The organism is Bradyrhizobium sp. 4 (assembly GCF_023100905.1).
GTDB lineage: Bacteria > Pseudomonadota > Alphaproteobacteria > Rhizobiales > Xanthobacteraceae > Bradyrhizobium.
In genome coordinates, this window is the sequence record NZ_CP064686.1 from 5,753,195 (window position 1) to 5,775,334 (window position 22,140).

Annotated in this window: 19 protein-coding genes, 1 tRNA gene and 1 pseudogene; 9 read left to right on the top strand and 12 right to left on the bottom strand. The window is 62.3% G+C overall.

Annotated elements, in window-relative coordinates; translation table 11 throughout:
• Position 1 precedes the first annotated feature (1 nt).
• A complete protein-coding gene (locus tag IVB45_RS27480; protein WP_247358922.1) occupies positions 2-679 on the top strand; it encodes a glutathione S-transferase family protein in 678 nt (225 codons plus the stop codon).
• A 33-nt stretch (positions 680-712) separates the two neighbouring features.
• Here the strand turns inward: IVB45_RS27480 and IVB45_RS27485 are convergent, their stop codons facing one another.
• Together IVB45_RS27485 and IVB45_RS27490 are read right to left on the bottom strand one after the other, a co-directional pair.
• A complete protein-coding gene (locus IVB45_RS27485) occupies positions 713-1,912 on the bottom strand; it encodes a CaiB/BaiF CoA-transferase family protein (RefSeq protein WP_247358920.1) in 1,200 nt (399 codons plus the stop codon).
• Between the two features lie 98 nt (positions 1,913-2,010).
• On the bottom strand, positions 2,011-2,643 hold the full coding sequence (locus IVB45_RS27490) for a 2-hydroxychromene-2-carboxylate isomerase (RefSeq protein WP_247358917.1): 633 nt from the start codon (positions 2,641-2,643) through the stop codon (positions 2,011-2,013).
• A gap of 239 nt (positions 2,644-2,882) precedes the next feature.
• Here IVB45_RS27490 and IVB45_RS27495 point away from each other — a divergent pair, with 239 nt between their 5' ends.
• Entirely contained in the window at positions 2,883-3,395 is a 513-nt protein-coding gene (locus tag IVB45_RS27495) for a helix-turn-helix domain-containing protein (protein WP_247358914.1), read from the top strand.
• Positions 3,396-3,428: 33 nt separating this feature from the next.
• Here IVB45_RS27495 and IVB45_RS27500 read toward each other — a convergent pair whose 3' ends face one another.
• The 5 genes and pseudogenes from IVB45_RS27500 to IVB45_RS27520 all read right to left on the bottom strand — a co-directional run bounded on the left by IVB45_RS27500 (position 3,429) and on the right by IVB45_RS27520 (position 8,943).
• A complete protein-coding gene (locus tag IVB45_RS27500) occupies positions 3,429-5,231 on the bottom strand; it encodes an AMP-binding protein (RefSeq protein ID WP_247358912.1) in 1,803 nt (600 codons plus the stop codon).
• 52 nt (positions 5,232-5,283) lie between these two features.
• On the bottom strand, positions 5,284-6,483 hold the full coding sequence (locus tag IVB45_RS27505; protein ID WP_247358909.1) for an ABC transporter substrate-binding protein: 1,200 nt from the start codon (positions 6,481-6,483) through the stop codon (positions 5,284-5,286).
• Positions 6,484-6,913: 430 nt separating this feature from the next.
• Positions 6,914-7,300, bottom strand: a pseudogene (locus IVB45_RS27510) (efflux RND transporter permease subunit); the annotation flags it as partial.
• Between the two features lie 71 nt (positions 7,301-7,371).
• Positions 7,372-7,827, bottom strand: a complete 456-nt coding sequence (locus tag IVB45_RS27515; protein WP_247358907.1) for a nuclear transport factor 2 family protein — start codon at positions 7,825-7,827, stop codon at positions 7,372-7,374.
• Positions 7,828-7,866: 39 nt separating this feature from the next.
• On the bottom strand, positions 7,867-8,943 hold the full coding sequence (locus tag IVB45_RS27520) for an efflux RND transporter periplasmic adaptor subunit (protein ID WP_247358906.1): 1,077 nt from the start codon (positions 8,941-8,943) through the stop codon (positions 7,867-7,869).
• An 85-nt stretch (positions 8,944-9,028) separates the two neighbouring features.
• Here IVB45_RS27520 and IVB45_RS27525 point away from each other — a divergent pair, with 85 nt between their 5' ends.
• Together IVB45_RS27525 and IVB45_RS27530 are read left to right on the top strand one after the other, a co-directional pair.
• Entirely contained in the window at positions 9,029-9,607 is a 579-nt protein-coding gene (locus IVB45_RS27525; RefSeq protein WP_247359196.1) for a TetR/AcrR family transcriptional regulator, read from the top strand.
• 35 nt (positions 9,608-9,642) lie between these two features.
• Entirely contained in the window at positions 9,643-10,803 is a 1,161-nt protein-coding gene (locus IVB45_RS27530; RefSeq protein ID WP_247358904.1) for an iron-containing alcohol dehydrogenase, read from the top strand.
• Between the two features lie 359 nt (positions 10,804-11,162).
• Here IVB45_RS27530 and IVB45_RS27535 read toward each other — a convergent pair.
• The 5 genes from IVB45_RS27535 to IVB45_RS27555 all read right to left on the bottom strand — a co-directional run bounded on the left by IVB45_RS27535 (position 11,163) and on the right by IVB45_RS27555 (position 15,670).
• Positions 11,163-11,238: transfer RNA gene (locus IVB45_RS27535), tRNA-Lys, on the bottom strand.
• A 166-nt stretch (positions 11,239-11,404) separates the two neighbouring features.
• Complete coding sequence (locus tag IVB45_RS27540; protein ID WP_247358902.1) at positions 11,405-12,040, bottom strand: Spy/CpxP family protein refolding chaperone; 636 nt, start codon at positions 12,038-12,040, stop codon at positions 11,405-11,407.
• A gap of 196 nt (positions 12,041-12,236) precedes the next feature.
• Positions 12,237-13,241: a TRAP transporter substrate-binding protein gene (locus IVB45_RS27545; protein WP_247288142.1), complete on the bottom strand. Its 1,005-nt coding sequence runs from the start codon at positions 13,239-13,241 to the stop codon at positions 12,237-12,239.
• A gap of 169 nt (positions 13,242-13,410) precedes the next feature.
• A complete protein-coding gene (locus IVB45_RS27550) occupies positions 13,411-14,973 on the bottom strand; it encodes a 2-isopropylmalate synthase (RefSeq protein ID WP_027519477.1) in 1,563 nt (520 codons plus the stop codon).
• Between the two features lie 433 nt (positions 14,974-15,406).
• Entirely contained in the window at positions 15,407-15,670 is a 264-nt protein-coding gene (locus IVB45_RS27555; protein ID WP_247288140.1) for a hypothetical protein, read from the bottom strand.
• A gap of 281 nt (positions 15,671-15,951) precedes the next feature.
• Between IVB45_RS27555 and IVB45_RS27560 the strand changes: the two genes are divergently transcribed.
• The 5 genes from IVB45_RS27560 (at position 15,952) to IVB45_RS27580 (ending at position 22,140) form a co-directional block, all read left to right on the top strand.
• Positions 15,952-17,172 carry an SMP-30/gluconolactonase/LRE family protein gene (locus IVB45_RS27560; protein ID WP_027570858.1) on the top strand — a complete coding sequence of 407 codons (1,221 nt, stop codon included), beginning with the start codon at positions 15,952-15,954 and terminating at the stop codon, positions 17,170-17,172.
• 198 nt (positions 17,173-17,370) lie between these two features.
• On the top strand, positions 17,371-18,555 hold the full coding sequence (locus tag IVB45_RS27565; protein WP_247288139.1) for a hypothetical protein: 1,185 nt from the start codon (positions 17,371-17,373) through the stop codon (positions 18,553-18,555).
• Between the two features lie 10 nt (positions 18,556-18,565).
• Positions 18,566-19,669, top strand: coding sequence for an FAD-dependent oxidoreductase (locus tag IVB45_RS27570; protein ID WP_247358900.1), 1,104 nt, complete (start codon positions 18,566-18,568; stop codon positions 19,667-19,669).
• A gap of 250 nt (positions 19,670-19,919) precedes the next feature.
• Positions 19,920-21,161 (top strand): ABC transporter substrate-binding protein, encoded by a 1,242-nt coding sequence (locus IVB45_RS27575; protein ID WP_247358898.1) that lies wholly within the window; start codon positions 19,920-19,922, stop codon positions 21,159-21,161.
• Between the two features lie 103 nt (positions 21,162-21,264).
• Positions 21,265-22,140 carry a branched-chain amino acid ABC transporter permease gene (locus IVB45_RS27580; RefSeq protein ID WP_247358895.1) on the top strand — a complete coding sequence of 292 codons (876 nt, stop codon included), beginning with the start codon at positions 21,265-21,267 and terminating at the stop codon, positions 22,138-22,140.

Below are 22,140 nucleotides of genomic sequence, written 5' to 3' on the forward strand. Positions count from 1 at the left end.
CATGAGCGACAATCCAGACCTCATTTTGTGGGGCGTCGGGACAAGCCGCACCGTTAGGCCGCACTGGGCGATGCACGAGCTCGCTCTGGCTTATACGATCAAACCGATCGGCCCACGGACCGGCGAGACCAAGACCGCCGAATATACCAAGCTCAATGCGCGCCAGAAGATTCCGCTGCTGCAGGACGGCGACTTCCGCATTGGCGAGAGCGCCGCGATCGTCGCTTACCTGTCGCGCATGTACTCTACGCCCGAGCGTGCATTGATCCCTGAATCCACCCGCGACTATGCAGCGTGGCTGGAATGGTGCTTTTTCATCGTCACCGAGCTCGACTCGACCAGCCTGTACGTGATGCGCCGTCACAGCGCCGATGCGCTCGGCCCGATCTACGGCGTCGCGCCGGAGGTCGTAGCTCAAGCCGCCCAATACTTTCGAGCGCAGCTGCGCCATGTCGAGGTCGCGCTGGCCGACGGCCGACATTTTATCATGGGCGAGCGATTCAGCAGCGCCGATATCCTGCTGACGACGTGCCTGGACTGGGCGGTCGCCTACGGTGTCGGCATTTGCGACAATGCGCGGCCCTATCTCGACCGTATGCGAAGCCGGGAGGCTTACCAGCGCGCGGCTGCGGCGAATGCTCCGCGCGCGCCAATTACACCGACGCCTGCCAAGGCCTGAGAACCGTTCGCCGGTCGCGCGAAGCGCTTCGGTCTACATGGCCACGCGCAACGTGCGTGCAGCAACCATATCGTCGATCGCGCCATCATCGTAGCCAAGTTCGCGCAGCACCTCGCGCGAATGCTCCCCGACGCGGGGGGCTGGTCCGCCGATGGCAGCCTGGTTGATCTCGAAGCGGGCCGCGGGCTTAGGCTGGCGCACAAGGCCGACCTTCGGCTGATCGAATTCCGCGATGATCCCGCGCGCCACCACCTGCTCATTGTGGATGATCTCGCCGCGCCGCAGGATCGGCGCGCAAGGGACATCCGCGGCATCCAGACGCTCCAGCCATTCGGCGGTCGTGTGCTGGCCGATATACTCTGCCATCTTGTTGATACGCGCCGTGGCGTTGACCGAACGCGCCGACGGGGTCGCGAACCTTGGATCGTTGGCAAGTTCGGGATCGCCGGACGCCCGGCAGAAGCCCTGCCATTCGGAATCGGAGATGGTGCCGGCTGTGATATAGCCGTCGCTGGTCTTGAACACGAGATCGGGCCGGTCATTCGGATCGGCAGCCGCGGCCTCGGCTCCGACCACCGTGTACTGCATCATGCCTTCCGGCCAGAGGTAGGAAATCATCGCGTCCAGCATTGCGACCTGGATATGATCCCCCTGCCCGGTCTTCTCACGCGCGTAGAGCGCGGCCGCCACCGCCTGCGCGGTGAACACGGCGGTGGTCTTGTCGCACACGATGGTGCGGATCATCTGCGGGCGATTGGTGACCGGCTGCGACTGGATATCGGCAAAGCCCGACAGGCCCTGAATGATTGGATCGTAGACGCGCTTCTTCACATAGGGTCCGGTCTCGCCGACGCCGCTGATCGAGACGTAGATCAGGCGCGGATGACGCCGGCGCAGCTCTTCGACGCCGAGGCCGAGGCGCTCCATGGTGCCGGGCCGGAAGTTCTGCACCAGGACATCGGCCTGCGCGACCAGTTTGGCCAGCACCTCACGCCCGGCCGCGCTCTTGACGTCGATCGAGAGCGAACGCTTGCCGCGGTTTGACGAAATGAACAGCGCGGAGAACTCGCCCTCCTTGTCGATGGTGGCCCGGCTGCGACGGGTGATATCGCCGCCGATCGGCTCGATCTTGAGCACGTCGGCACCCTGATCCGCCAGAAACATCGTCGCAAACGGGCCCGACACCACACCGGTCAGATCGAGGACACGAACGCCGTCAAGCGGACCAGCCATTGCACTCTCCCTGGATTTTTTTCTGCCAACCGGCTGAAGGTAAACTCTTGCTTGGTGTCAGCCCTTCGCCTCAACACGCACGGACCGCAAGTTGATAACTAGCCGGTCTTGGAAACGGGCTGCCGGGTCTGTTCGACGATCGATTCCTCGACGTCCCGGAGTTGATCCTTGCCAAAAAACATCTCCTTGCCGACGAAGAATGTCGGCGAGCCGAAGGCACCGCGGGCGACGGCGTCATTGGTCAAGTCGATCAGCCTCTTCTTGACGTCATCCTGCTGCGCGCGCGCAATCAGCCTGTCGATGTCGATCCCCGAGGAGGCAAATGCGGCCCGGAACACTTCGGGATCATCCATCTTCTTGGGCTCCTCCCACATGTGATGGTAGGCGGCGCGGAAATAGGGTTCGAACACGCCTTCGAACTGGGCCGCGACGGCGCCGCGCATCAACATCAAAGTGTTGACTGGAAAGAAGGAGTTCTGGCGAAACTGTGTGATGTTGTGGCGCCGGATGAACCGCTGGGTCTCGAGCGCCTGGTATTCCGGCTTGTTCTTGATCCCGCGAAGCGAATCGAACGGAGACATGTTGCCGGTCGCCTTGTAGATCCCGCCGAGCAGGACCGGGACGTACTCGAATTTTACGCCGGTCCGCCGCTCGATCCCGGGGATGGCAACCTCCGCCAAATACGCGTTCGGGCTGCCGAAATCGAACTGGAATTCAACCTTGAGGGTCATGACCGCTTTCTCCCGCAGAGCGTATTGGATGGTCAGGGACCGGCGATCCAATCGCATGGCTTGCTTGTTCTCACTTCTATAGTTCTAAAATCGAACTGTCAAATTTGGCGGGAGTTGTGCTGGTTTGACTGGTTCATCGGGTATTGTTTGGAATTCAGTACCTATCTAGAATGCTAGGGAGATGCGGCGGCCCTGGCGGCGAATCGAGCGGGTCTCGCCGGGATGACTGGAGAATACGGATGAAGTGGAAAGAACTGGAGGAAGAGCCGTGTTCGATGGCCCGAACCATCGGCGTGATCGGCGACCGCTGGACGCTTCTGATCCTGCGCGAATGCTTTCTGCGCACACGGCGCTTCGAAGGATTCCAGTCGGCGCTTGGAATTACCCGCCATCTCCTCGCCGAACGGCTGAAGAAGCTGGTTCGGCTGGGCATTCTGCGCCGCATTCCCTACCAGGAAGCGCCCAAGCGACACGAATATATCCTGACCCAGAAGGGCCTCGATCTCTATCCGATCATGATGGCGCTCGTGCATTGGGGCGATACTCACATGCTCGACGAGCGCGGCCGGCCGCTGTTGCACCAGCACCGCAAGTGCGGCAAGGACTTCGACCCGGTCATGGTGTGCTCTGAATGCGGCGAGCCGCTCCTGGCCAGGGAGGTTCATACCCATCCAGGGCCAGGCGCCCAAGGCCCGCGGACGATGGAGGCACCTGGCAAGACGAAGGCAAAGGCCCGCCGCAGCGCGGCTTGAGCCGGCCACCGGCGTCCGGCATTGAACGCATCCTCAGACTCGAATCACGGTTGCGTCAGGTTCGTTGCAGTGAAGACGGTCCGTTTGTTCAGCCCGGTGCTTGAGCACAGCACGTTGATTGACATAGGCCTTGTCGGTGATTTCTCCCGCGGCCAATGAGGGCGGATCCTTCAGCAGGGTGAACGAGCAGATTTTTTCGCTGCTTCCGACAGCCTCATTATATTCCTGCAACCGATGTTTCAGGAATTCGATTACCTTGGAGTCGCAAGTCAAATCCCCAGCCGGCGCGTTCGAAATCCGAGCCGCCTCGGTCGGATTCAGCCAGCACAGCAGCGCGCAGGCTTCACGGTTTTCTCCCGCAACGACGATGTCCAGCAGTACGCCGCGCGTGGCGGCCAGAATGGCGGCACGCATCGCTCCGATCGCAACCCAGGTGCCGTTCGCGAGCTTGAAGTTCTCGGAAATTCTGCCCGTGAAACGCAGACCGAGCTCCGGCTTCTCGGGATCGATAAACGACACGGTGTCGCCGATGCGATAGAACCCCTCCTCGTCGAAGGCCTTCTCGGTGAGATCGGCCCTGCCGAGGTAACCGGGGGTAACGTTGGGGCCTTTCACCCTGGCCTCGTACGTGTCGGAAACAGGGATCAGTTTCAGCTGCACACCCGGCGCCGGAAGACCAATCTCGCCCGGCCGATCCGTTGCCCAATGCGTCGTGCTGATTGTCGGCGCCGTTTCAGTCGTCCCATAGCCCGACATCACCGGAATCCGCCGGCCTGTGATCGATGAGGTCAGCCGATAGAGTTTTTCGAGCGTTCCTTGCGAAATGGCAGCCCCGGCGTAGCTCAATCGATCCAGCCGCTTGAAGATGCTCGCGCCGAGGGCGGCATCGTTCTCGATGGCATCACACAACAGGTTATAGCCGGCGGGCACATTGAACATCGCCGTCGGAGAGATCTCCTTGAGGTTCGCCACCGACTTGTGAAAGAGCTGAGGCAGCGGGCGGCCGTCATCGATGTAGAGCGTCCCGCCGTTCTTGAGAATGCCGTGAAGAATGACGTTGCTGCCCATCGTATGGTGCCACGGCAGCCACTCGACCTGGACCGGCGCCTCCGGAGGCGACACCAGCAGGCTTCCCATTTGCAGGGAGCTCGCCATCATGCGGTGCGTGTTCAGCACACCCTTTGGCAATCCGGTCGAACCGGACGTGAAGAGAATCTTCGCAACGGCGTCGCTGGAGATTGCACCCGACGCACGCGTGAATCCTTCGCAGCCCGTTCGATCCGTCAGTACGCGGAACGGGATCGTATCCGGCGCGCCATCGACGCTGATCCAGGTAGAGTCTGCCAGTTCGGGAACGGAACGGGCGGCGGAAAAGTCGCGTCCACTCTGAACGAAAACGAAGTTCGGACGCAGCACCTGCGCGATGTCCTTGAGGCGCGCAAGGCCGCCGGGCATCAGCGTGTAGTTCGGCGATATCGGCGCCAGAATGACGCCTATCGACATCGCAGCAAAGGAGATCACCGCGTTCTCGATGGAGTTGCCCGAAAGCACGGCCAGCCTGTCAGCCGGCTTTGCGCCCATGTCGATCAGACTCTGGCCGACCGCCTGCACCTGCGACCATGCTTCGCCATAGGTGATCTCGTCCCATCCCCCTTTGGCATTGCGCTGTGCGAGGAATATTCGCTGCGGAGCCGCGGCTGCCCAGCGCGGCAGAAAATCGGTGACGCGCCAGTCGCATGGCCCCAATTCGAGCGGCGACCTCAATATGAGCGTGCCGTCGATCCGGCGCTCGACGGAGAGCTCCCTTGGCGCAAACGTCAATGGCTTCGTCGACATCGAAAACGATCTCCTGAATTACCGCGGATGGATAGAACGGGCTGCGCCAGAGTCACTCGGACCTGGCGTCCAGGACTTCTCCGAAGGCTTGCCACGTTGTGCCGGTCCAGCGCTGCAGCCGCATCTGCGTCCAGATCATGTTCTCGGTCTCGCTGGTGTTGACCTTGATCCCCGGCAGCACGGTCGGAACGACGACGTCTTTCAGGTTCTTCGCCTGCGCCAGAATATTCTTCCGCGACAGATCATCACCGCATTGCTTGAGGATTTGCTCGAGCAGGACGCCTTGCTGATAACCGGTCAGATAGCTGCCGTTGGTGATATCGGCCCCCTGCAGATACTTGTCGAAAAATGCCCGGTAAGCCCGCATGCCCGGATCGTCCTTCCATGTCTCGTCCAGGACATCCTTGTTGGTCGTGCCGACCATCACGCCGACCGATTTGTCGAGCCCGGCCGGTGCAAGCGTGCCTCCGACCGATCCGGACGGGAAATTGATGATCACGGTCGCTTTCCAGCCGATCACTGAAGCCTGCCGGATGGCCTGTGCCGCGAACTTCGGCGTCCCGGCGATCACCAGGGCCTCGGCTCCCGAGCTCTTCAGATTGGTAATCTGCGAATCAATGGTCGGTTCGGTGACCTCGTAGGACGCACTGACGACCTTGCGATCGAAGTCCTTGCCGAGAAACGCCTTGAAGGCAGCGACGTAATCTTTGCCGAGATCGTCGTTCTGATAGAGGATGGCATACTTGGCGTTCGGCAGCGTCTTCGTCAGGTATTTGGCGTAGATTCTTCCCTCCGTGTCGTAGCTGACAAGGCCCGTGGTGATCAGGGGGTAATTGGCGACGTCCGTGAACTTGGATGAGCCACTGACGATCGCGACACTCGGTACCCCCTTGGCCCTCAGGTATTTTGCAGTGGCCGAGATGCCGGGCGTGCCGAGCTGGCCGAACATGAACGACACTTCGTCGCTCTCAACGAGCTTGCGGACGTGCTCCACCGCCTTGGGAGGACTATATCCGTCGTCATAGGCGATGTAGTTGATCTTGCGTCCGTTGACGCCGCCACGGTCGTTCAAGGCCTGGATGTAGGCCATGAGCCCCTTGCCCACGAGACCGATCGATGATGCCGGTCCGCTGAAGGGGAAAACTCCGCCGATCTTGATCTCGGTGGCAGTGATTCCCGGCTCGTCGGCGCCGAATGCGGGGCCGCTCAGGAATAGAGCCAGAGCCGCGACAATCTTCCATCTCACCAGCATTGCGTCCTCCCAAACTTGCACCCCTTTTCGGGTGTGCGGCTTTGTTTTGTTGCGCCTGTGGCGGCTCGTCGCGCCCTTTGCGAAGAGGCATCGCGCAGAACGGGTCCAGCCGTAAATCCGGCACGTCGCGGCCGTTGCGTTCGGCCATCTCGTGCGCAGCCTACAGTTCTTTTTTTGAACTCGTCAAGCGATTAGATGCTCACGTGCCGTGACTTGGACGACGGGCCCCGCTCTCGTACTTGGAAATAGTTTGGTCTAAATCCCGCTTACAAGGGCGCGTTTTCGGCTGTTCCAGGACAGGATCGCTGGCGCATTTCCATGCTGATGTACACATTCTTTTTTTGAACTATAAGGCCGGCGCGAGGCCACGCAGTGCCTGGCCTATCTAACCAGACACCCACGGCGCAGCAGGGATAGATCTCGCCGAGCCCTACTCGGCGGCGATTGCTGTTCGCAATTCTGCATCCTTCGCCGAACGCTCGTAGAGCTCGTCCGGGGCCGGCTTGATGCGAAACCAGGCGACATAAAGCGCAGGAAGGAACAGCAGGATCAGGACCGTGCCGACTGCCGTGCCGCCAATCAGCGTGTAGGCCATCGATCCCCAGAACACGGAATGCGTCAGAGGAATGAAGGCCAGCACGGCGGCAAGTGCGGTCAGGATCACCGGCCTGGTGCGTTGCACGGTGGCTTCGATGACGGCGTGATAGTCATCGAGGCCGGCAGCACGATTCTCCTTGATCTGTTCGGTCAGGATCAGGGTGTTACGCATCAGGATGCCTGCCAGTCCGATCAGGCCAAGAATGGCGTTGAACCCGAACGCAGGATGATGAAGAACAGGGTAACGGCCCGTTCGCGAATGGCGATCGCGGAAGGATTAAGGTTCATCTGCTAACTTACAATTGGCTGGGCGGCAGCTTCCTTGAGGCCAGCTGCCGCTTGCGCGGCAAGCCCGCGCGCGGCTTCCTGTGAATCTTGAAATTCCTCGAGTGCATGGACTCTGCCCCACCGCAGGGTGAACACGTGGAGACCGCGGTTGACGTACGAGCCGTCGCCGTCGAGCAGCGTTGCGGTGCCGTCCCACTCGACAAACACGGTGGTGTTCCAGGGCCAGCCCTTCACCCAGACGTTGTTGACCTTGATTTGGAGCGTGGGCAGGACGCGTCCGAGCCGCTCGAACCAGCGGCGCAGGGCCGCTTTGTCGTGGCGCTCCCCGCCCAACGCGTGATTGCCGGAAACACGGTGATGGATGTGCGGCGCGACCGCCTTCACCGCTTCATCCCAGCGATGGTTGTTGACATGGTCGAAGGTCTTTCGGATCTCCTGCTCGACGATGTAGCTGTACATGTGCTTCTCCAGCGGCTGGCGCGGAACGATTGAGACTCTTCAGTTGCTCCGGCTTTCAGCGGCGGTCCTGACACGAGCGCCCTCCTGCAGGAGGTGAGCGCCGAGCGAAACAATCGCATCACCAGAATTCAAGCCGGAGATCACGGCGGTTTCGTCGGTCACCCGAACAAGCTTGATCGGCCGAAAGCGTACGGTTGAGGTGGCGCTGTCGAGGATCCAAACTCCGGTCTTGCGGCCATCATCGAGCACTGCTCCGAGCGCCACCTGAACTTGCGGCTCGCTCGTCTGGCTCGGCAGCCGAATGGTCACCGTCGCGCCAAGTGGTGCGGCCGCGGCTTCACCGTCCAGGACAGATCGGGCTTCATAGGTTCGGGTCTGGGCATCGGCGGCGTCGGACAATTGCCGCAAACGCGCCGTATAGCGCCACTCTTCGGCTGCTCCGTACACGCTGGCCTCGGCCACGGAGCCGATTGCCGGCCGGATTGTTTCAGGGAGCGCGACCACCGCCTCGCGAGGACCGGCCTTGGCAATCCGAACAACCGTCTGGCCGGCCGAGACGACCTGCCCGGGCTCGCCAAGCGTTTCGACCACCGTTCCGTCCGCGTCCGCGACCAGGATCGAGTACGTCGCCTCGTTCTCGGCAACCCGTGCATCGGCTTCAGCCGCGGCCTTGGCTTGCTCGTAGCGCTGTCGGGAAGCCCAGCCGTTGCTCACCAACTTGGCGTATCGCTGTTCGTCCGCTTCGGTCTGCACGACGGACGCGCGCGCGGCAGCAACGGCGTTGCGCTTCGCCGTGACCGCGAGACGAAGGTCGGTTTCGTCGATCCGCATCAGCGGCTGACCGGCTTTGACCTGCTCACCGGTATTCACAAGCCGCTCCACGATATTGCCGGGAACGCGAAAACCGAGGCTGCTCTGCACCCGCGCCCCGATGATGCCGGTGAAGCCACGCTCCGATCCGGTCACCCGCGCCGCAGCCGCGATCCTGACGATCGGGGCTCCTTGCCTCGGATCGCTCACGGCCGAGGCTGCCGGCGGGCGAAGCGCACCGAATGCGGCCACCGCGCATCCCGCGATCAGGACGCTGCCCAGCACGATCATCGGTCGCTTTTTCATAACATCGCCTCATGCCAGATAGATTGCGTTCGAGCTCTATATCGGATAATAGATGTCGAACGCAATCTAAATGGGGAGACCAATGATGCGAGTGAGTCGCATTCAGGCTGAGGAAAACCGGCAAAACGTCATCAATGTCGCAAGCCGCCTGTTTCGGTCGCGGGGATTTGACGGCATCGGCCTCAAGGACCTGATGGAAGCTGCCGGGCTGACCCAAGGCGCATTCTACAAGCAGTTTGAGTCAAAGGAGGACCTGGCCGCACAGGCGTCGGCGCGCGCGCTGGAGAGCGCCACGCTTCGATGGTCGACCGCCATCGCCGCGAACCCTGAGGATCCCCTTGGGGCGGTGATGGGGTTCTATCTCAGGACGGGCCATCGCGACGAAAAGATGGACGGTTGCCCGATCGTGGCGCTCGGCTCGGATGTGGCCAGACAGAGCAGCGAGGTGAAAGCGTCGTTCGAAGGCGGGATCAAAGCGCATATCGAAATCCTCAGCCGCCTGATTGCCGAAACGAGCGACGAGGAATCCAGGAGCAAAGCCATGGCCATTCTTTCGACGATGGTCGGGGCGTTGACACTCTCACGCGTCGTCAACGATCCCGATCTCGCTCAGGCCTTTCTGGAAACGGCGTCGCGACAGATTCGCGACACTGTCGCCGCTTGAGGATCGGTGCTTGATAACTCACAGGGAGAACGCAAATGCGCAAAGCAGGGATACACAATTTTCCGGCAATCGATCGTGTCGTTTACGGCAAAGCTGCGTCTGACGCCTTGAACGATGAAGCGGTGCGGCTGGATGCCAAGCGCGTCTTCCTGATCGTCAGCCGCACCTTGAACACCAAGACCGACGAGATCGAGAAGATCCGGCGCGCGCTCGGCGAAAGACATGTCGCGACATTCGATGGAATTGCAGAGCACACCACGCGCAAGCAAGCTGCCGACGTTGCCCGTCAAGCCAAAGACGCCGGAGCCGACCTGGTCGCCGCCGTCGGCGGCGGCTCGGCGATCGACCTCGCCAAGATCGTCATCATGGCGATGGAACATGACATCACCGACGAAGCGGGCTTCGATCCCTTCCCGATGGGCCTTGGGGTCACCGTCTCTCCGTTCCGATCGCCAAAGGTCCGACAGATCGCGGTGCCATCCACGCTGAATGGCGGCGAATACAATGCAGCCGCGCTCGTCACCGATGAACGCAACAGGCTGAAGCAGATTTTCTTTCATCCCCGGATGATGCCGGTGGCTATCATTCTCGACCCCGCGCTCACCGTTCATACGCCTTCCAAGCTCTGGATGGGGTCGGGAACGCGCTCGATGGACCACGGCATCGAAGCCTTGTGCTCACCCGCTGGCACGCCGCTCGCCGACGAGGTCGTCCTGGCCGGCATTCGCACCCTGCGTGAGGGAATGCTGCGAACCTTGCAGCAACCTGATGATCTGGAGGCGCGCCGACTGTCTCAATACGGCGCGTGGCTCGCCGCTTTCGGCCTCCAGGCGCGGGTGCCGATGGGAGCCAGCCACGGCATCGGCCATGTGCTTGGCGGTACCTTCGGTGTTCCGCACTACTATTGCACACCAGTCATCATGCCGAGCCTGCTTCGTTACAACAAGCCGTTCACCGAGGATGCGCAACAGCGCCTGGCGACGGCCCTTGGCGAGCCGGGCATGGAAGCCGCCGCCGCCTTCGCGCAATTCACCAAGAAACTTGGATTGCCTGGCCGTCTTGCCGACGTCGGGATCGGCGAAGACAAGTTCGATCAGATCAGCAAGATTGCGATCAATCATCGCTTCGTCCAAGCCAATCCGCGGCCATTCAAGAGCGAAGCCGAGATCGTCGATCTGTTGCGAATGGCCGCCTAGCCGAATTCGCACAGGAAAATCCAGCCGCGACCATCAGCTCCGTTTGCCGAACTGTGGTCCGTAGGAAAGCGACTCGAACCCGACCCGAACAATCTCGTTTTCGTTCTGCAGCAAGCGATATCCTGCGGCGACGGGCAGAACGGATCGTCCGTTTTGCCCGCTCCAGTATCCTATACTACGATGAGCACGTCATCGATCTGTCCATTGGATCCGCGTGCCGAGTCGAATGGGTGACGGTATGGAAACAAGGGAAAGCCAACGGCAAGCTGGCCGCGTCCGCCCACACAAAGAACCTCGCACAAAGCGCACTTTGTTCTGGGCGTTGAAATGAAAAGAACCCGCATCAGCAGGATCTTGAATGGTGGGCGCACCAGGGCTCGAACCTGGGACCCGCTGATTAAGAGTCAGCTGCTCTACCAACTGAGCTATGCGCCCGAAAGGCGGTCAATGCCTTGCGAGGCCGGTCGTTTAGCAAAGCGATCCGGGTCTGGCAAGCGATGGTACGTAAGTTTTCCAAGGGTATGCCCACATCCCCCAAAAAAGCGAAAAGCCGCTGGATTCCAGCGGCTTCGCCAAGGTTGATCGCGGCAACCCTTGCAGCTCAGAGCCGGCCCTCGCGGTCCCGGTCCGGGCCGCCGTCGCGGTCGAAACGGTCACGGTGGAAGTGGTCCATACCGCGCTCCATCATGCGGTCCATGCCACGCTCCATGAAGTGGCGGCGCGGGCCGTCTTCGCCGCCGCCGAACGGGCCGCGGTGGCGGGTCAGCACGGCGAGGCGCCGCTTCTGGCCCTCGTCCAGGGTCTTGTAGAGCGGATCGGCGGCATCGGCGATCTTCTTCAGGACCGCCGACGTCGCCCCCATGTCCTCGGCGCGCTGACGCAGGCGGGCGACCGGATCCTCCGGCCTGTCGGCATCCTTGTTGGCGTCCTTATTCGCGTCCTTGCCGGCATCGCCGGGACCGGCATTCATCCGCGCATTGGCGCGGTCGATGCGCAGCTTGGCGAAGTCACGTACGGCAGCCTCGACCGGCGGCCACAGCTTTTCCTGGTCGGCGTTGAGCTTCAGCCCGGCATGGACGGCGGCGATCCGCGCGTCGACCATGGCGGCGCGGTCTTCCGGGTTCATGCGGATGTGGCGCATGTGCTCGTGCATCCACGGGCGATGATAGTGGGCATAGACCGCGCCCGAGCCGGCGATGCTGAGCACGGCGATGGCGGCGATGGTGAACTTCCTCATGCGAACTCTCCTCTGGAAGGATGTCGTGAGGATGGGCGCAGCGCGGCTTACGCGCAACTTACAACTTGGACAGGGAGCGGGTTCTTTCGAAGATGTAACGCTCCTGAACCTTTATTCAGTCGCAATCGGAAATCATTCGCAACAAAAAGGGGCTTCCGCGCCCGGCACGGAAGCCCCCATTCATCATCCGTTCAAATCAGTTCGTCGTGCTCTTCGCTTCCTTCTGGAATTCGTCGATCAACGGTTGCCCGATACGGCTTGCCGCGTCCTTGTAGACCGGCTCCATGGCCTTGCGCATCGCCTCATCCTGCTCCGGAGTGAGCTTGATGATCTCGCTCTTGCCGCTCTTCCTGATCTCGGCGAGCGCGTCCTCATTTTCTTTCTGCGACTGCGTATTGTTGAAGTCGGTCGCTTCCTTCATCGCTTTGGTCAGCTGGTCGCGAATGTCGGCCGGCAGATCGTCCCAGAACTTCTTGTTCACGATCACGACGTAGCCGATATAGCCGTGGTTGGTCTCGGTGATGTACTTCTGCACCTCATGCATCTTCTGGGTATAGATGTTCGACCATGTGTTCTCTTGCCCGTCGACCACGCCGGTCTGCAGCGCCTGGTAGACTTCCGAGAACGCCATCACCTGCGGCAGCGAGCTGAGCGACTTGAATTGCGCCTGGAGCACGCGCGAGGACTGGATGCGGAACTTGACGCCCTGATAGTCGGCCGGTGTCACCAGCTTCTTGTTGGCGCTCATCTCCTTGAAGCCGTTGTCCCAATAGGCAAGGCCGGTGATACCCTTCGGTTCGAGCAGCTTGAGCAGCCTGGCGCCGAGCGGACCTTCCGTCACCTTCCGCAGCGTCTTCAGATCGGGGAGGATGTAGGGCAGATCAAACACCTCGAACTCGCGGATGCCGAGCGGGCCGAACTTGGAGTTGGACGGCGCCAGCATCTGCACGCTGCCGAGCTGGAGCGCCTCAAGCTCTTCCTTGTCCTTGTAGAGCGTCGAGTTCGGATAGATCTCGACCTTGACCTTGCCGCCGGTGTACTTCTCGGCGAGCTCCTTGAATTTCTCCGACGCCTTGCCCTTCGGCGTGTCGGTGGCCACAACGTGGCTGAACTTGATGATGATGGGCGCTTGGGCCGATGCCGGCCCGGTCAAGCCAAGAGCCAAAACCGCGATGGACGCAGCGATCGCGAAGGTGCGCATAATCTCTCCCTGTTGTTATTTGGGCCACCCGGCGCACGGGTGGCCTATGCCGTTAGCATCAATACAGGTCGACATCACAAGCTGCTATTGGCCGTTAGCAGGGCAGCCATTCATGGTGAACGCCGCAATCACCGCCTCTCCGCTTCCGGAAGAGGCGGTGGTAGCAACCTCAGCTCGCGGCGGCGGTCGTCACGGTGTCGCGCTGGCGCTTCATGACGATTTTGTTGAGCGCGCCGAGATAGGCCTTTGCCGAGGCCACCAGCGTATCCGGATCCGCCGCGCGCGCGGTCATCGCACGTCCCTCATGCGACAGCCGCACCGAGACTTCGGCCTGCGCATCGGTGCCCTGAGTCACTGCGTGGACCTGGTACAGCTCGAGCTTGGCTTCGTGCGGCACCAGGCGCTTGATGCAGTTGAAAACCGCGTCGACCGGACCGTTGCCCTCGGCCTCCTCGATCTTGATCTGGCCGTCGACATCGAGCTTCATGGTCGCGCGCTGCGGGCCATGGGTGCCGGCGATCACGGTCAGCGAGGTCAGCTTGATGCGGTCGTGCGAAGCCGCCATCTCCTCGTCGACCAGCGCCTCGATGTCCTCGTCGTAGATGTCCTTCTTGCGGTCGGCCAGCGCCTTCATCCGCGTGAACGCATCTTCCAGCTGGTTCGGGCCGAGCTTGTAGCCCATCTCCTCCAGCTTGTGCACGAAGGCATGGCGTCCGGAATGCTTGCCCAGCACCAGCGAGGACTGCTTCAGGCCGACCATCTCGGGCCGCATGATCTCGTAGGTGGAAGCGTCCTTCAGCACGCCGTCCTGATGGATGCCGCTCTCATGCGCGAACGCGTTGCGGCCGACGATGGCCTTGTTGTACTGCACCGGGAACGAGGTCGCCGCCGACACCACCTTCGAGGCGCGGGTCAGCTGCGTGGTGTCGATCTTGTTCCAGTAGGGGAATTTGTCGTTGCGCACGTTGATCGCCATCACGATCTCTTCCAGCGCGGCGTTGCCCGCGCGCTCGCCGATGCCGTTGATGGTGCACTCGACCTGGCGCGCGCCGCCGACGACGCCGGCCAGCGAATTCGCCACCGCCATGCCGAGATCGTTATGGCAGTGCACGGAGAACACCGCCTTGTCCGAGTTCGGCACGCGCTCGATCAGCGTCTTCATGAAGTGGGTGTATTCGTCGGGCGTGGTGTAACCGACGGTATCAGGAATGTTCACCGTGGTGGCGCCGGCCTTGATGACGGCTTCGACGATGCGGCACAGATAGTCCATCTCGCTGCGGGTGCCGTCTTCGGCCGACCATTCGACGTCGTCGATCTGGTTGCGGGCGCGCGCGACCATGGCAACCGAGGTCTCGAGCACCTGTTCCGGGGTCTTGTTCAGCTTCACCCGCATATGCAGCGGCGACGTCGCGATCACGGTGTGGACGCGGCCGCGCTTGGCAAATTTCACCGCTTCGGCACAGCGGTCGATGTCGGCCGGATGGGCGCGCGACAGACCGGCGATGACGGCGTTCTTGGAGCGGCGAGCGATCTCGCTGACCGCCTGGAAGTCGCCTTCCGAGGTGATGGGGAAGCCGGCCTCGATGACGTCGACGCCCATATCGTCCAGCATCTCGGCGACCTCGAGCTTCTCCTCGAAGGTCATGGTGGCGCCGGGGCACTGCTCGCCGTCGCGCAGGGTGGTGTCGAAAATGATGACGCGGTCCTTATCGGACTTGTTCACGGGGGCCATTTGAATTTCCTTTTGAGCTTTTGCGCCGTCAGTCTTCTAGGCGCTTGAGGTGTCCGGTGATCTCGACCAACCCCTGAGCGCCCAGGCGCATGGCGCCCAGCCGGCCCTCAGGGGCAAGTAAGAAGAAGCCCGCCAATCAGGAGGGTGGGCAGCAGCGCGGCCGGGATCGTGGCGGCGGCCAGAGCCACCTCCCCCGAAATCCCATCGATTTGGCCGCGAATCAACATTGCCAGACCCTTTGAGCCCTCAATCCTCGGTCAAAACCGTTGACGGTTGGTTGCCGGGAGGCTCGATCTACCGTTTCTAGACGAGAAATGGCAGCAACCGCAACGCCAAAAGATGGACAGAAGGGCTGACATGATCGCAGCGCCGGATGGGTGGAAGGACCCGGTGCCGGGTGTGTGACCGACCGAGCGTCGGCAAGACCGTCGAGTTACGCCGTGCGGCGAGCGCGAGCCCTGCTCTCCCAGCGGTTCAGCATCTGACCGAGCTCGCCGGTGGCAACCGGCGCAGCCTTGCCGGCGATCGCGATCTCGTTGGTATTGGCCGGTGCGTTGGCACTCAGCCAATCCGGCTCGCTGTACTCACGCCAGCGGCGCGCTTCGGCCCGCCTTTTGCGGGACACGTAGTCGCGGGTGAAATAGCCGGCCGCAAATGCAATCCCGAGCAGCAAAACCAGTACGACGACAGCGACCACAGTAAACTCCGACTTACGCCCCCAATGACGTTCTGCCAGCCTCGCGCAGGAGGTCAAGGCTTGACATGCTCCACAGCTTGGCAATGTCCCGAACGCAGTTTCGGTAAACTCCGTCGCGCCGGACGAATTTGTCGTTTCCGTGTTCGATGTTGCAGCGCTTTTGCCGCCCCGATATCTCGCTGAGGATGCGTACCTCCCCCTCGCAACCGTCATCGGACCGGACTAACCTCGCCCTGCTCGGCCGGATCAACCGGCTAGCCGAACATGACCGGGAGGACGCGATGATACGCCAAAAGCAGCGTGACCATGATGCTGCGCTTTCACGACGAACCCTCGTTCAGGGGCTTGCGCTCGGCGCCGCCACTTTTGCTGGCGCCGGCTCCGCGCTGGCCCAGACCGGACCTGCCGCGCCGCCGACGACGATTACCACCCCACCACGCGATTTCGGTCCCAACGGCGCGCCGACCACTTATTTCTGGGACCCCGACGTCATCGCGGTCGATCCGTCCTTTAACGATCTCGCGCAGCCCAACACGGCGATCAAGCGTCTCTATACGGGCGTGCTGTGGGCTGAAGGCCCGGCGTGGAGTGCACAGGGCCGCTATCTGCTATGGAGCGACATTCCCAACAACAGGCAGATGCGCTGGAGCGAAGACGACGGTCGCGTCAGCGTGTTCCGCTCGCCGTCCAACAATTCCAACGGCAACTCGTTCGATTTCCAGGGCCGTCAACTCTCCTGCGAACATTTGACCCGGCGGGTGACGCGTTATGAACATGACGGCACCGCGACCGTGCTTTGCGACAATTACAACGGCAAGAAGCTGAACTCGCCGAACGACGTCGTCGCGCATCCTGACGGCAGCTACTGGTTCACCGATCCGCCCTATGGCGGCCAGCTCTACGAAGGTGAGCCCGACGCCGCGGGCGGTCCGAGCAATTCCAGCGGCAAGCTCAATCCACGGATTGGACAGCCGGCCGGCTTCGCACCGGGCAGGCGCGAGCTGCCGACCAATTGCTATCGCATCGATCCTAGCGGCCGTGTCGACCTCGTCGTCACCGAGGAGCAGGTGCCAGATCCAAACGGGTTGTGCTTCTCGCCGGACTTCAAGAAGCTCTACGTCGTCTCAACCGGCAAGGGACCCGGCGACACCGGGCCCGGCGGCAAGGGCGAGATTTTCGTGTTCGACGTCGGCGGCGACAACAAGCTCACCAACCAGAAGCGGTTCAGCGAGTGCGTGATCGACGGTGTGAAGTGCGGGCCGGACGGTGTGCGCTGCGACGTCAACGGCAATGTCTGGGCCTCCAGCAATGCGGGCCGCGCCGTCGGCTATAGCGGCGTGACGACGTGGTCGCCGGACGGCAAGCTCCTCGGCCGCATCCGGCTGCCCGAAGTGTGCGGCAACATCTGCTTCGGCGGCCCCAAGCGCAACCGCCTGTTCATGGCCGCGAGCCAGTCGCTCTATGCGGTGTACACGGCCACGCAAGGCGCAGGCCCGGGCTAAGCCCGCGCGAGAGACCACAAGCACGGGCGTCGGCATGGACCGCCGGCGCCCTCGGTTCCCTGATCGCAATCAAGCTACGCCCCGGGCAAATCTCCGCCATCAATCCAACGAAGATTGTATCGCGCGGCAGGGCCGCAGCGCGGTGCGAAGGCATGATGCCCTTCGTTCCCGCGCCCGACTTGAACGGGGAGTTGCGCGATGCGCCGTATGCCAAACGACACCATCATCGTCAGCGTTGGGTCCCAGCAATTCGTGACCGAGTTCGGGGACCCGGGCCTGCCGAACGACGGCCGCGGCGGCAGCGACAAGATGATCGCGACCGTCGACGGGGGCAACGCGGTCCTGATATTCGTTGGCGACGACCAGACCCTGCAAGAATATTCTCACGGCGGAAACGACCATCTCGCTGCGACCGTCACCGGCTTCGGCGATTACGTGTTCGTCGACGGCGATGCGCAGGCGATGTCCGGCCACGCCCGTGGCGGCAACGATGTGCTTCATGTCGATGCATCGACATCGATCTACGCGACCCTCGGTGTTTTTGGCGATGCCGAAACCGCCATGTCGGCCGACACGAGCGGCGGCAATGACGTCGTCATTGCATCGATGGGAAACAGATCGTCCGGCGCGTTCAGCGGAGACTCCGGCAGTTCCATGAGCGATCATGCACATGGCGGCAACGATATCCTCAGCGTGACCCAGGTCGGCAGTTACGGCGGCGCTTCGATATCGGGCGACGCCCTCGTGTCCATGAGCGGCGATGCGCGCGGCGGCAACGATATCCTCAGCTACACCGTCGGCGCCACCGCCCGATCGGGAGGCGCGTCTCTGGTTGGAGACGCCGGCTACATGAGCGACGATAGCCGCGGCGGCAACGATATCCTGATCGCGGCTGTCAACGGCAACCCGGACTCCACGTCCATCGTGCTCGTCGGAGATGCCTCGAACATGTCAGGCAACGCGCATGGCGGAGATGATATTCTTCTCGGCAGCAGCCGCGACGATTTGCTGTATGGCGACGCACAGTCCTACGCCCCGTTCACGGCCGGCTCGATCACGGGCGGCAAGGACATGCTGAACGGCGGTGGCGGAAATGACCAACTCTGGGGCGGACCGAACGACGACAGATTCGTCTTCGACAAGGGCTCGGGCCTGGATGTGATCAACGATTTCGACCAGGGCAACAAGGCTGTCGGCAGCACGGCGCGAGAGCATGATTTGATCAATTTGCACGATTACGGCTTCGCAGACTGGGCGGCGCTGAAAAGCCTGATCAGCGATGACAGCACAGGAAACGCGGTGATCCATCTGACGGCGACCGATACGATTACGCTGGAGGGGGTCCATACCGCGGATCTCCATGCAAAGGATTTCATTGTATGAGAGAGCATTCGTGCGCGTTGTGATCTGCGGCGGCGGCGTCATCGGCGCCTGCACCGCCTGGTTTCTCCGCCGGAACGGCATCGATGTCATCGTCGTGGAGCGGACGGACGTCGCGGCCGCAGCGTCAGGTAAGGCGGGCGGCTTCCTCGCGCGCGACTGGTGCGAGGGCTCGCCGCTCGACGCGCTGGCGCGACGGAGCTTTGCGATCCATGCGCAGCTGCCGGACGAGATCGCAGGCGATTGGGGTTATCGCCCGATGAGTGCTTATAGCGGCTCCGTTGCCGCCGACGGCCATCCACGCCGGGATACACCGTCCGCGCTTGGCTGGCTCAGCAACGGCGTCATCATCACGCAGCGCATCGGCACGACGGAGACCACCGCGATCGTTCACCCCAAAAAATTCACCTCGGCCGTGATGAACGCGGCGCTCGCGCAAGGCGCCGAGCTTCGCATCGGCCAGGTGACCGGTATCATGCGCGATGCGGACGGCACGACCGCGACGGGCGTCGAGGTCGACGGCCGCATCGTCGAGGCGGACGCCGTCGTAATCGCGATGGGACCATGGTCGCTGCTCGCCGCGCAATGGATGAGCCTGCCCGCCGTCTACGGCCAGCGCAGCCCAAGCATCGTGTACGACGCCGGCACGGATGCGCCGGCCGATGCGCTGTTTCTGGAGTCTGAAGAGAATGGCAGTGCCGTGTCGATCGAGGTCTTTCCTCGCGCCGACGGCAGCACGCATATCACCGCTCTCTCCGACATCGCGCCGCTTCCGCTCGATCCGGCCGCCGTGACGCCCGACCACGACGCGATCGCGCGCCTGCAAACCATGTCCGAGCGGCTGTCGCCGCAGTTCCGCTCCGAGAGGATCATCGCGCGGCAGGCTTGCTTCCGGCCGGTGACACAGGACGGCCTGCCGCTGATCGGCAAGGTGCCGCGAAGTGAAGGTCTTTATGTTGCGACGGGGCACAATGTGTGGGGCATCCTGAATGCGCCCGCTACAGGCGAGGCCATGGCGCAACTGATCGCGGAGGGTGCGACGCGCAGCGTCGACATCTCGCCATTTGATCCGGCCCGGCTCGCGCCGCTCGAACCATCGCTGCTGCGAGCGCGCTGAGCCGACGCGACGGCATCGCATTCATCGATCGCGTTGCTGTGCGCCCGCGATAGCTGCGCATGCCTACCAACGAAATCTGCATGCCTACGCGTGAAACGGGTCCGACAGCTTTCCTGCCCGCTATTTGCGCAGCGCTAGACTTTAGTCCGTGCCTCACGATCCGGGACGCGGTTTCACTTGCCGAGAATGTCTCCGCCGGTATAGTCGCGGCATAATGGCTCATAAGAGGCCTGTTAAGGGAGAGAACAAGATGAAGAAACCGCTCTCTGTTGCGTTGCGAATAGCACTCGGTACCGCCGCGGCCGCTGTGTTGATGACGTCAGGCGCGGCACTTGCAGCCGATCCGATCAAGATCGGTGTGATCGCGGAAGCGCAGGCGATTGCCGGCGCCTCCATCCCTCAGGCGGCACAGCTCGCCGCCGACGAGATCAACGCCAATGGCGGCGTCGACGGCCGCAAGATCGAGATCGTCTCTTACGACAATCACTCGTCCTCGGCAGATTCGGTGCGCGCATTTCAGCGCGCGGTAAACGAGGACAAGGTCAATGCGGTCATCGCCAGCTACATCAGCGAAGTCGTGCTGGCGCTGGAGCCCTGGGCCTCGCGGCTGAAGACGCCGTTCGTCACGCCCGGTGCCGCGTCCAACGAGATCAGCAAGAGCGTGCATGCCGACTACGAGAAGAACAAGTACACCTTCCACGGCTATCTGACCTCCGCCGCGCTGGCGCTTTCTGTCTGCGACGGCGCCAAGGACCTGCTGGTCGACAAGATGCACATGAAGACCGCCGTCATCATGAGCGAGGACGCCGCCTGGACCAAGCCGCTCGACATCGGCTACGAGGAATGCCTGCCCAAGATCGGGCTGAAGGTGCTCGACCACATCCGCTTCTCGCCTGATACCACCGACTTCACACCGATCTTCAACAAGATCGAGGGCTCCAAGCCCGACGTGATCATCACCGGCATCTCGCACGTCGGCGTGCAACCGACGGTGCAGTGGAAGAACCAGCAGGTGCCGATCCCGATGTTCGGCATCGCCTCGCAGGCCACCAACGAGACTTTTGGCAAGGACACCAATCAGGCGGCGGAAGGCGTGCTCTATCAGGGCGTCTCCGGGCCCGGCGTCGCGGTGACGCCGAAATCGGTGCCGTTCGCGGAAGCCTTCAAGAAGAAGTTCGGCAACTATCCGTCCTATGCCGGCTACACCGCCTATGACGAGGTCTACTACATCGCCGACGCCGTGAAGCGCGCGGGCTCGACCGACGCCGACAAGCTGGTCGCCGCGCTTGAGACGACGGACTGGGAAGGCACGATCGGCCGCGTCCAGTTCTACGGCAAGGACGATCCGTTCACGCACTCGATCAAATACGGCAAGGGCCTGATCACCGGGCTGATGCTGCAATGGCAGGCCGGCAAGCAGAGCGCGGTCTGGCCCAAGGAAGTCGCCAAGGTCGACATCAAGTTCCCGAGCTTCATCAAGCTCTCGAACTAGCAGGACACGCTCCCGGGACCAGCTCCCGGGAGCTTCCACATGCGGCCCCGCAGCACGTTGCTCCAGCAACATCGTCTCTCATAAATCAGATTGCCAACCCTAGATGCGTGCTTTCCAGATTCTGATCGATGGCTTTGCCATCAGCGCTCTCTATGCTCTCGGTGCCACCGGCTTCACGCTGATCTTCGGCGTGTCCGGCGTCCTCAACCTCTCCCACGGGGCCATCATGGTGGCTGCAGCGGTGGCGGCCTGGGCCGCCGCCAGCATCCTGAATGTCGGCACCTATGCCGGCGCGCTGATCGGGGTCGGTGTCGCCCTCCTGACATCCTTTGCGACCTATTTCGCGGTAGTGAAGCCGATCCAGGACTCCCGGCGCATCCCGAATGAAGAGAAGGAGATCTTCGTCCTCACCGGCACGCTGCTGTGGGGGATCATGATCCAGGAGGTGATCGCTTATTTCTTCACCAACAACGCCAAGACCGTGCTTCCGATCGTCGAGGGCGTGGTCGAGATCCTCGGCGTACGCACGCCCAGGAACGAGATCTTTACCGCGATCGTGTGCTGCTTCGTCATCGCGCTGTTGTGGCTCCTGGTGAACCGCACCCGCACCGGCAAGGCGGTGCTGGCCGCCTCGATGAACCCACGTGGCGTCACCCTGCTCGGCCTCGAGCTCACCAACATCTACGTCGTGGTGTGGGCGATCTACGGCATTCTCGCCGGCATCGCCGGCGTCCTGCTCGGAATGTTCCTCGGCGTCAGCTCCTACAGCGTCGGACCGCTGACCGCGAGCGCGTTCTCGATCGTCGTGCTCGGCGGCCTCGGCAGCGTCTCCGGCTCGCTGATCGCCGCCTTCGTGGTCGGCTATCTCGAAACGCTCACGGCCTATCTGGTCTCGCCGGCCTACCGCACCATTCCTGCGCTGCTGCTGCTCGTGTTCGTGATGTACATCCGGCCCCAGGGCCTTCTGGGGAGGCGCTGA

Bases quoted from the DNA above. Each gene is read 5' to 3' on its own strand.
- IVB45_RS27480 (WP_247358922.1), top strand. From the start codon at position 2: ATGAGCGACAATCCAGACCTCATTTTGTGGGGCGTCGGGACAAGCCGC.
- IVB45_RS27485 (WP_247358920.1), bottom strand. From the start codon at position 1,912: ATGGCTGGTCCGCTTGACGGCGTTCGTGTCCTCGATCTGACCGGTGTG.
- IVB45_RS27490 (WP_247358917.1), bottom strand. From the start codon at position 2,643: ATGACCCTCAAGGTTGAATTCCAGTTCGATTTCGGCAGCCCGAACGCG.
- IVB45_RS27495 (WP_247358914.1), top strand. From the start codon at position 2,883: ATGAAGTGGAAAGAACTGGAGGAAGAGCCGTGTTCGATGGCCCGAACC.
- IVB45_RS27500 (WP_247358912.1), bottom strand. From the start codon at position 5,231: ATGTCGACGAAGCCATTGACGTTTGCGCCAAGGGAGCTCTCCGTCGAG.
- IVB45_RS27505 (WP_247358909.1), bottom strand. From the start codon at position 6,483: ATGCTGGTGAGATGGAAGATTGTCGCGGCTCTGGCTCTATTCCTGAGC.
- IVB45_RS27515 (WP_247358907.1), bottom strand. From the start codon at position 7,827: ATGTACAGCTACATCGTCGAGCAGGAGATCCGAAAGACCTTCGACCAT.
- IVB45_RS27520 (WP_247358906.1), bottom strand. From the start codon at position 8,943: ATGAAAAAGCGACCGATGATCGTGCTGGGCAGCGTCCTGATCGCGGGA.
- IVB45_RS27525 (WP_247359196.1), top strand. From the start codon at position 9,029: ATGCGAGTGAGTCGCATTCAGGCTGAGGAAAACCGGCAAAACGTCATC.
- IVB45_RS27530 (WP_247358904.1), top strand. From the start codon at position 9,643: ATGCGCAAAGCAGGGATACACAATTTTCCGGCAATCGATCGTGTCGTT.
- IVB45_RS27540 (WP_247358902.1), bottom strand. From the start codon at position 12,040: ATGAGGAAGTTCACCATCGCCGCCATCGCCGTGCTCAGCATCGCCGGC.
- IVB45_RS27545 (WP_247288142.1), bottom strand. From the start codon at position 13,241: ATGCGCACCTTCGCGATCGCTGCGTCCATCGCGGTTTTGGCTCTTGGC.
- IVB45_RS27550 (WP_027519477.1), bottom strand. From the start codon at position 14,973: ATGGCCCCCGTGAACAAGTCCGATAAGGACCGCGTCATCATTTTCGAC.
- IVB45_RS27560 (WP_027570858.1), top strand. From the start codon at position 15,952: ATGATACGCCAAAAGCAGCGTGACCATGATGCTGCGCTTTCACGACGA.
- IVB45_RS27565 (WP_247288139.1), top strand. From the start codon at position 17,371: ATGCGCCGTATGCCAAACGACACCATCATCGTCAGCGTTGGGTCCCAG.
- IVB45_RS27575 (WP_247358898.1), top strand. From the start codon at position 19,920: ATGAAGAAACCGCTCTCTGTTGCGTTGCGAATAGCACTCGGTACCGCC.
- IVB45_RS27580 (WP_247358895.1), top strand. From the start codon at position 21,265: ATGCGTGCTTTCCAGATTCTGATCGATGGCTTTGCCATCAGCGCTCTC.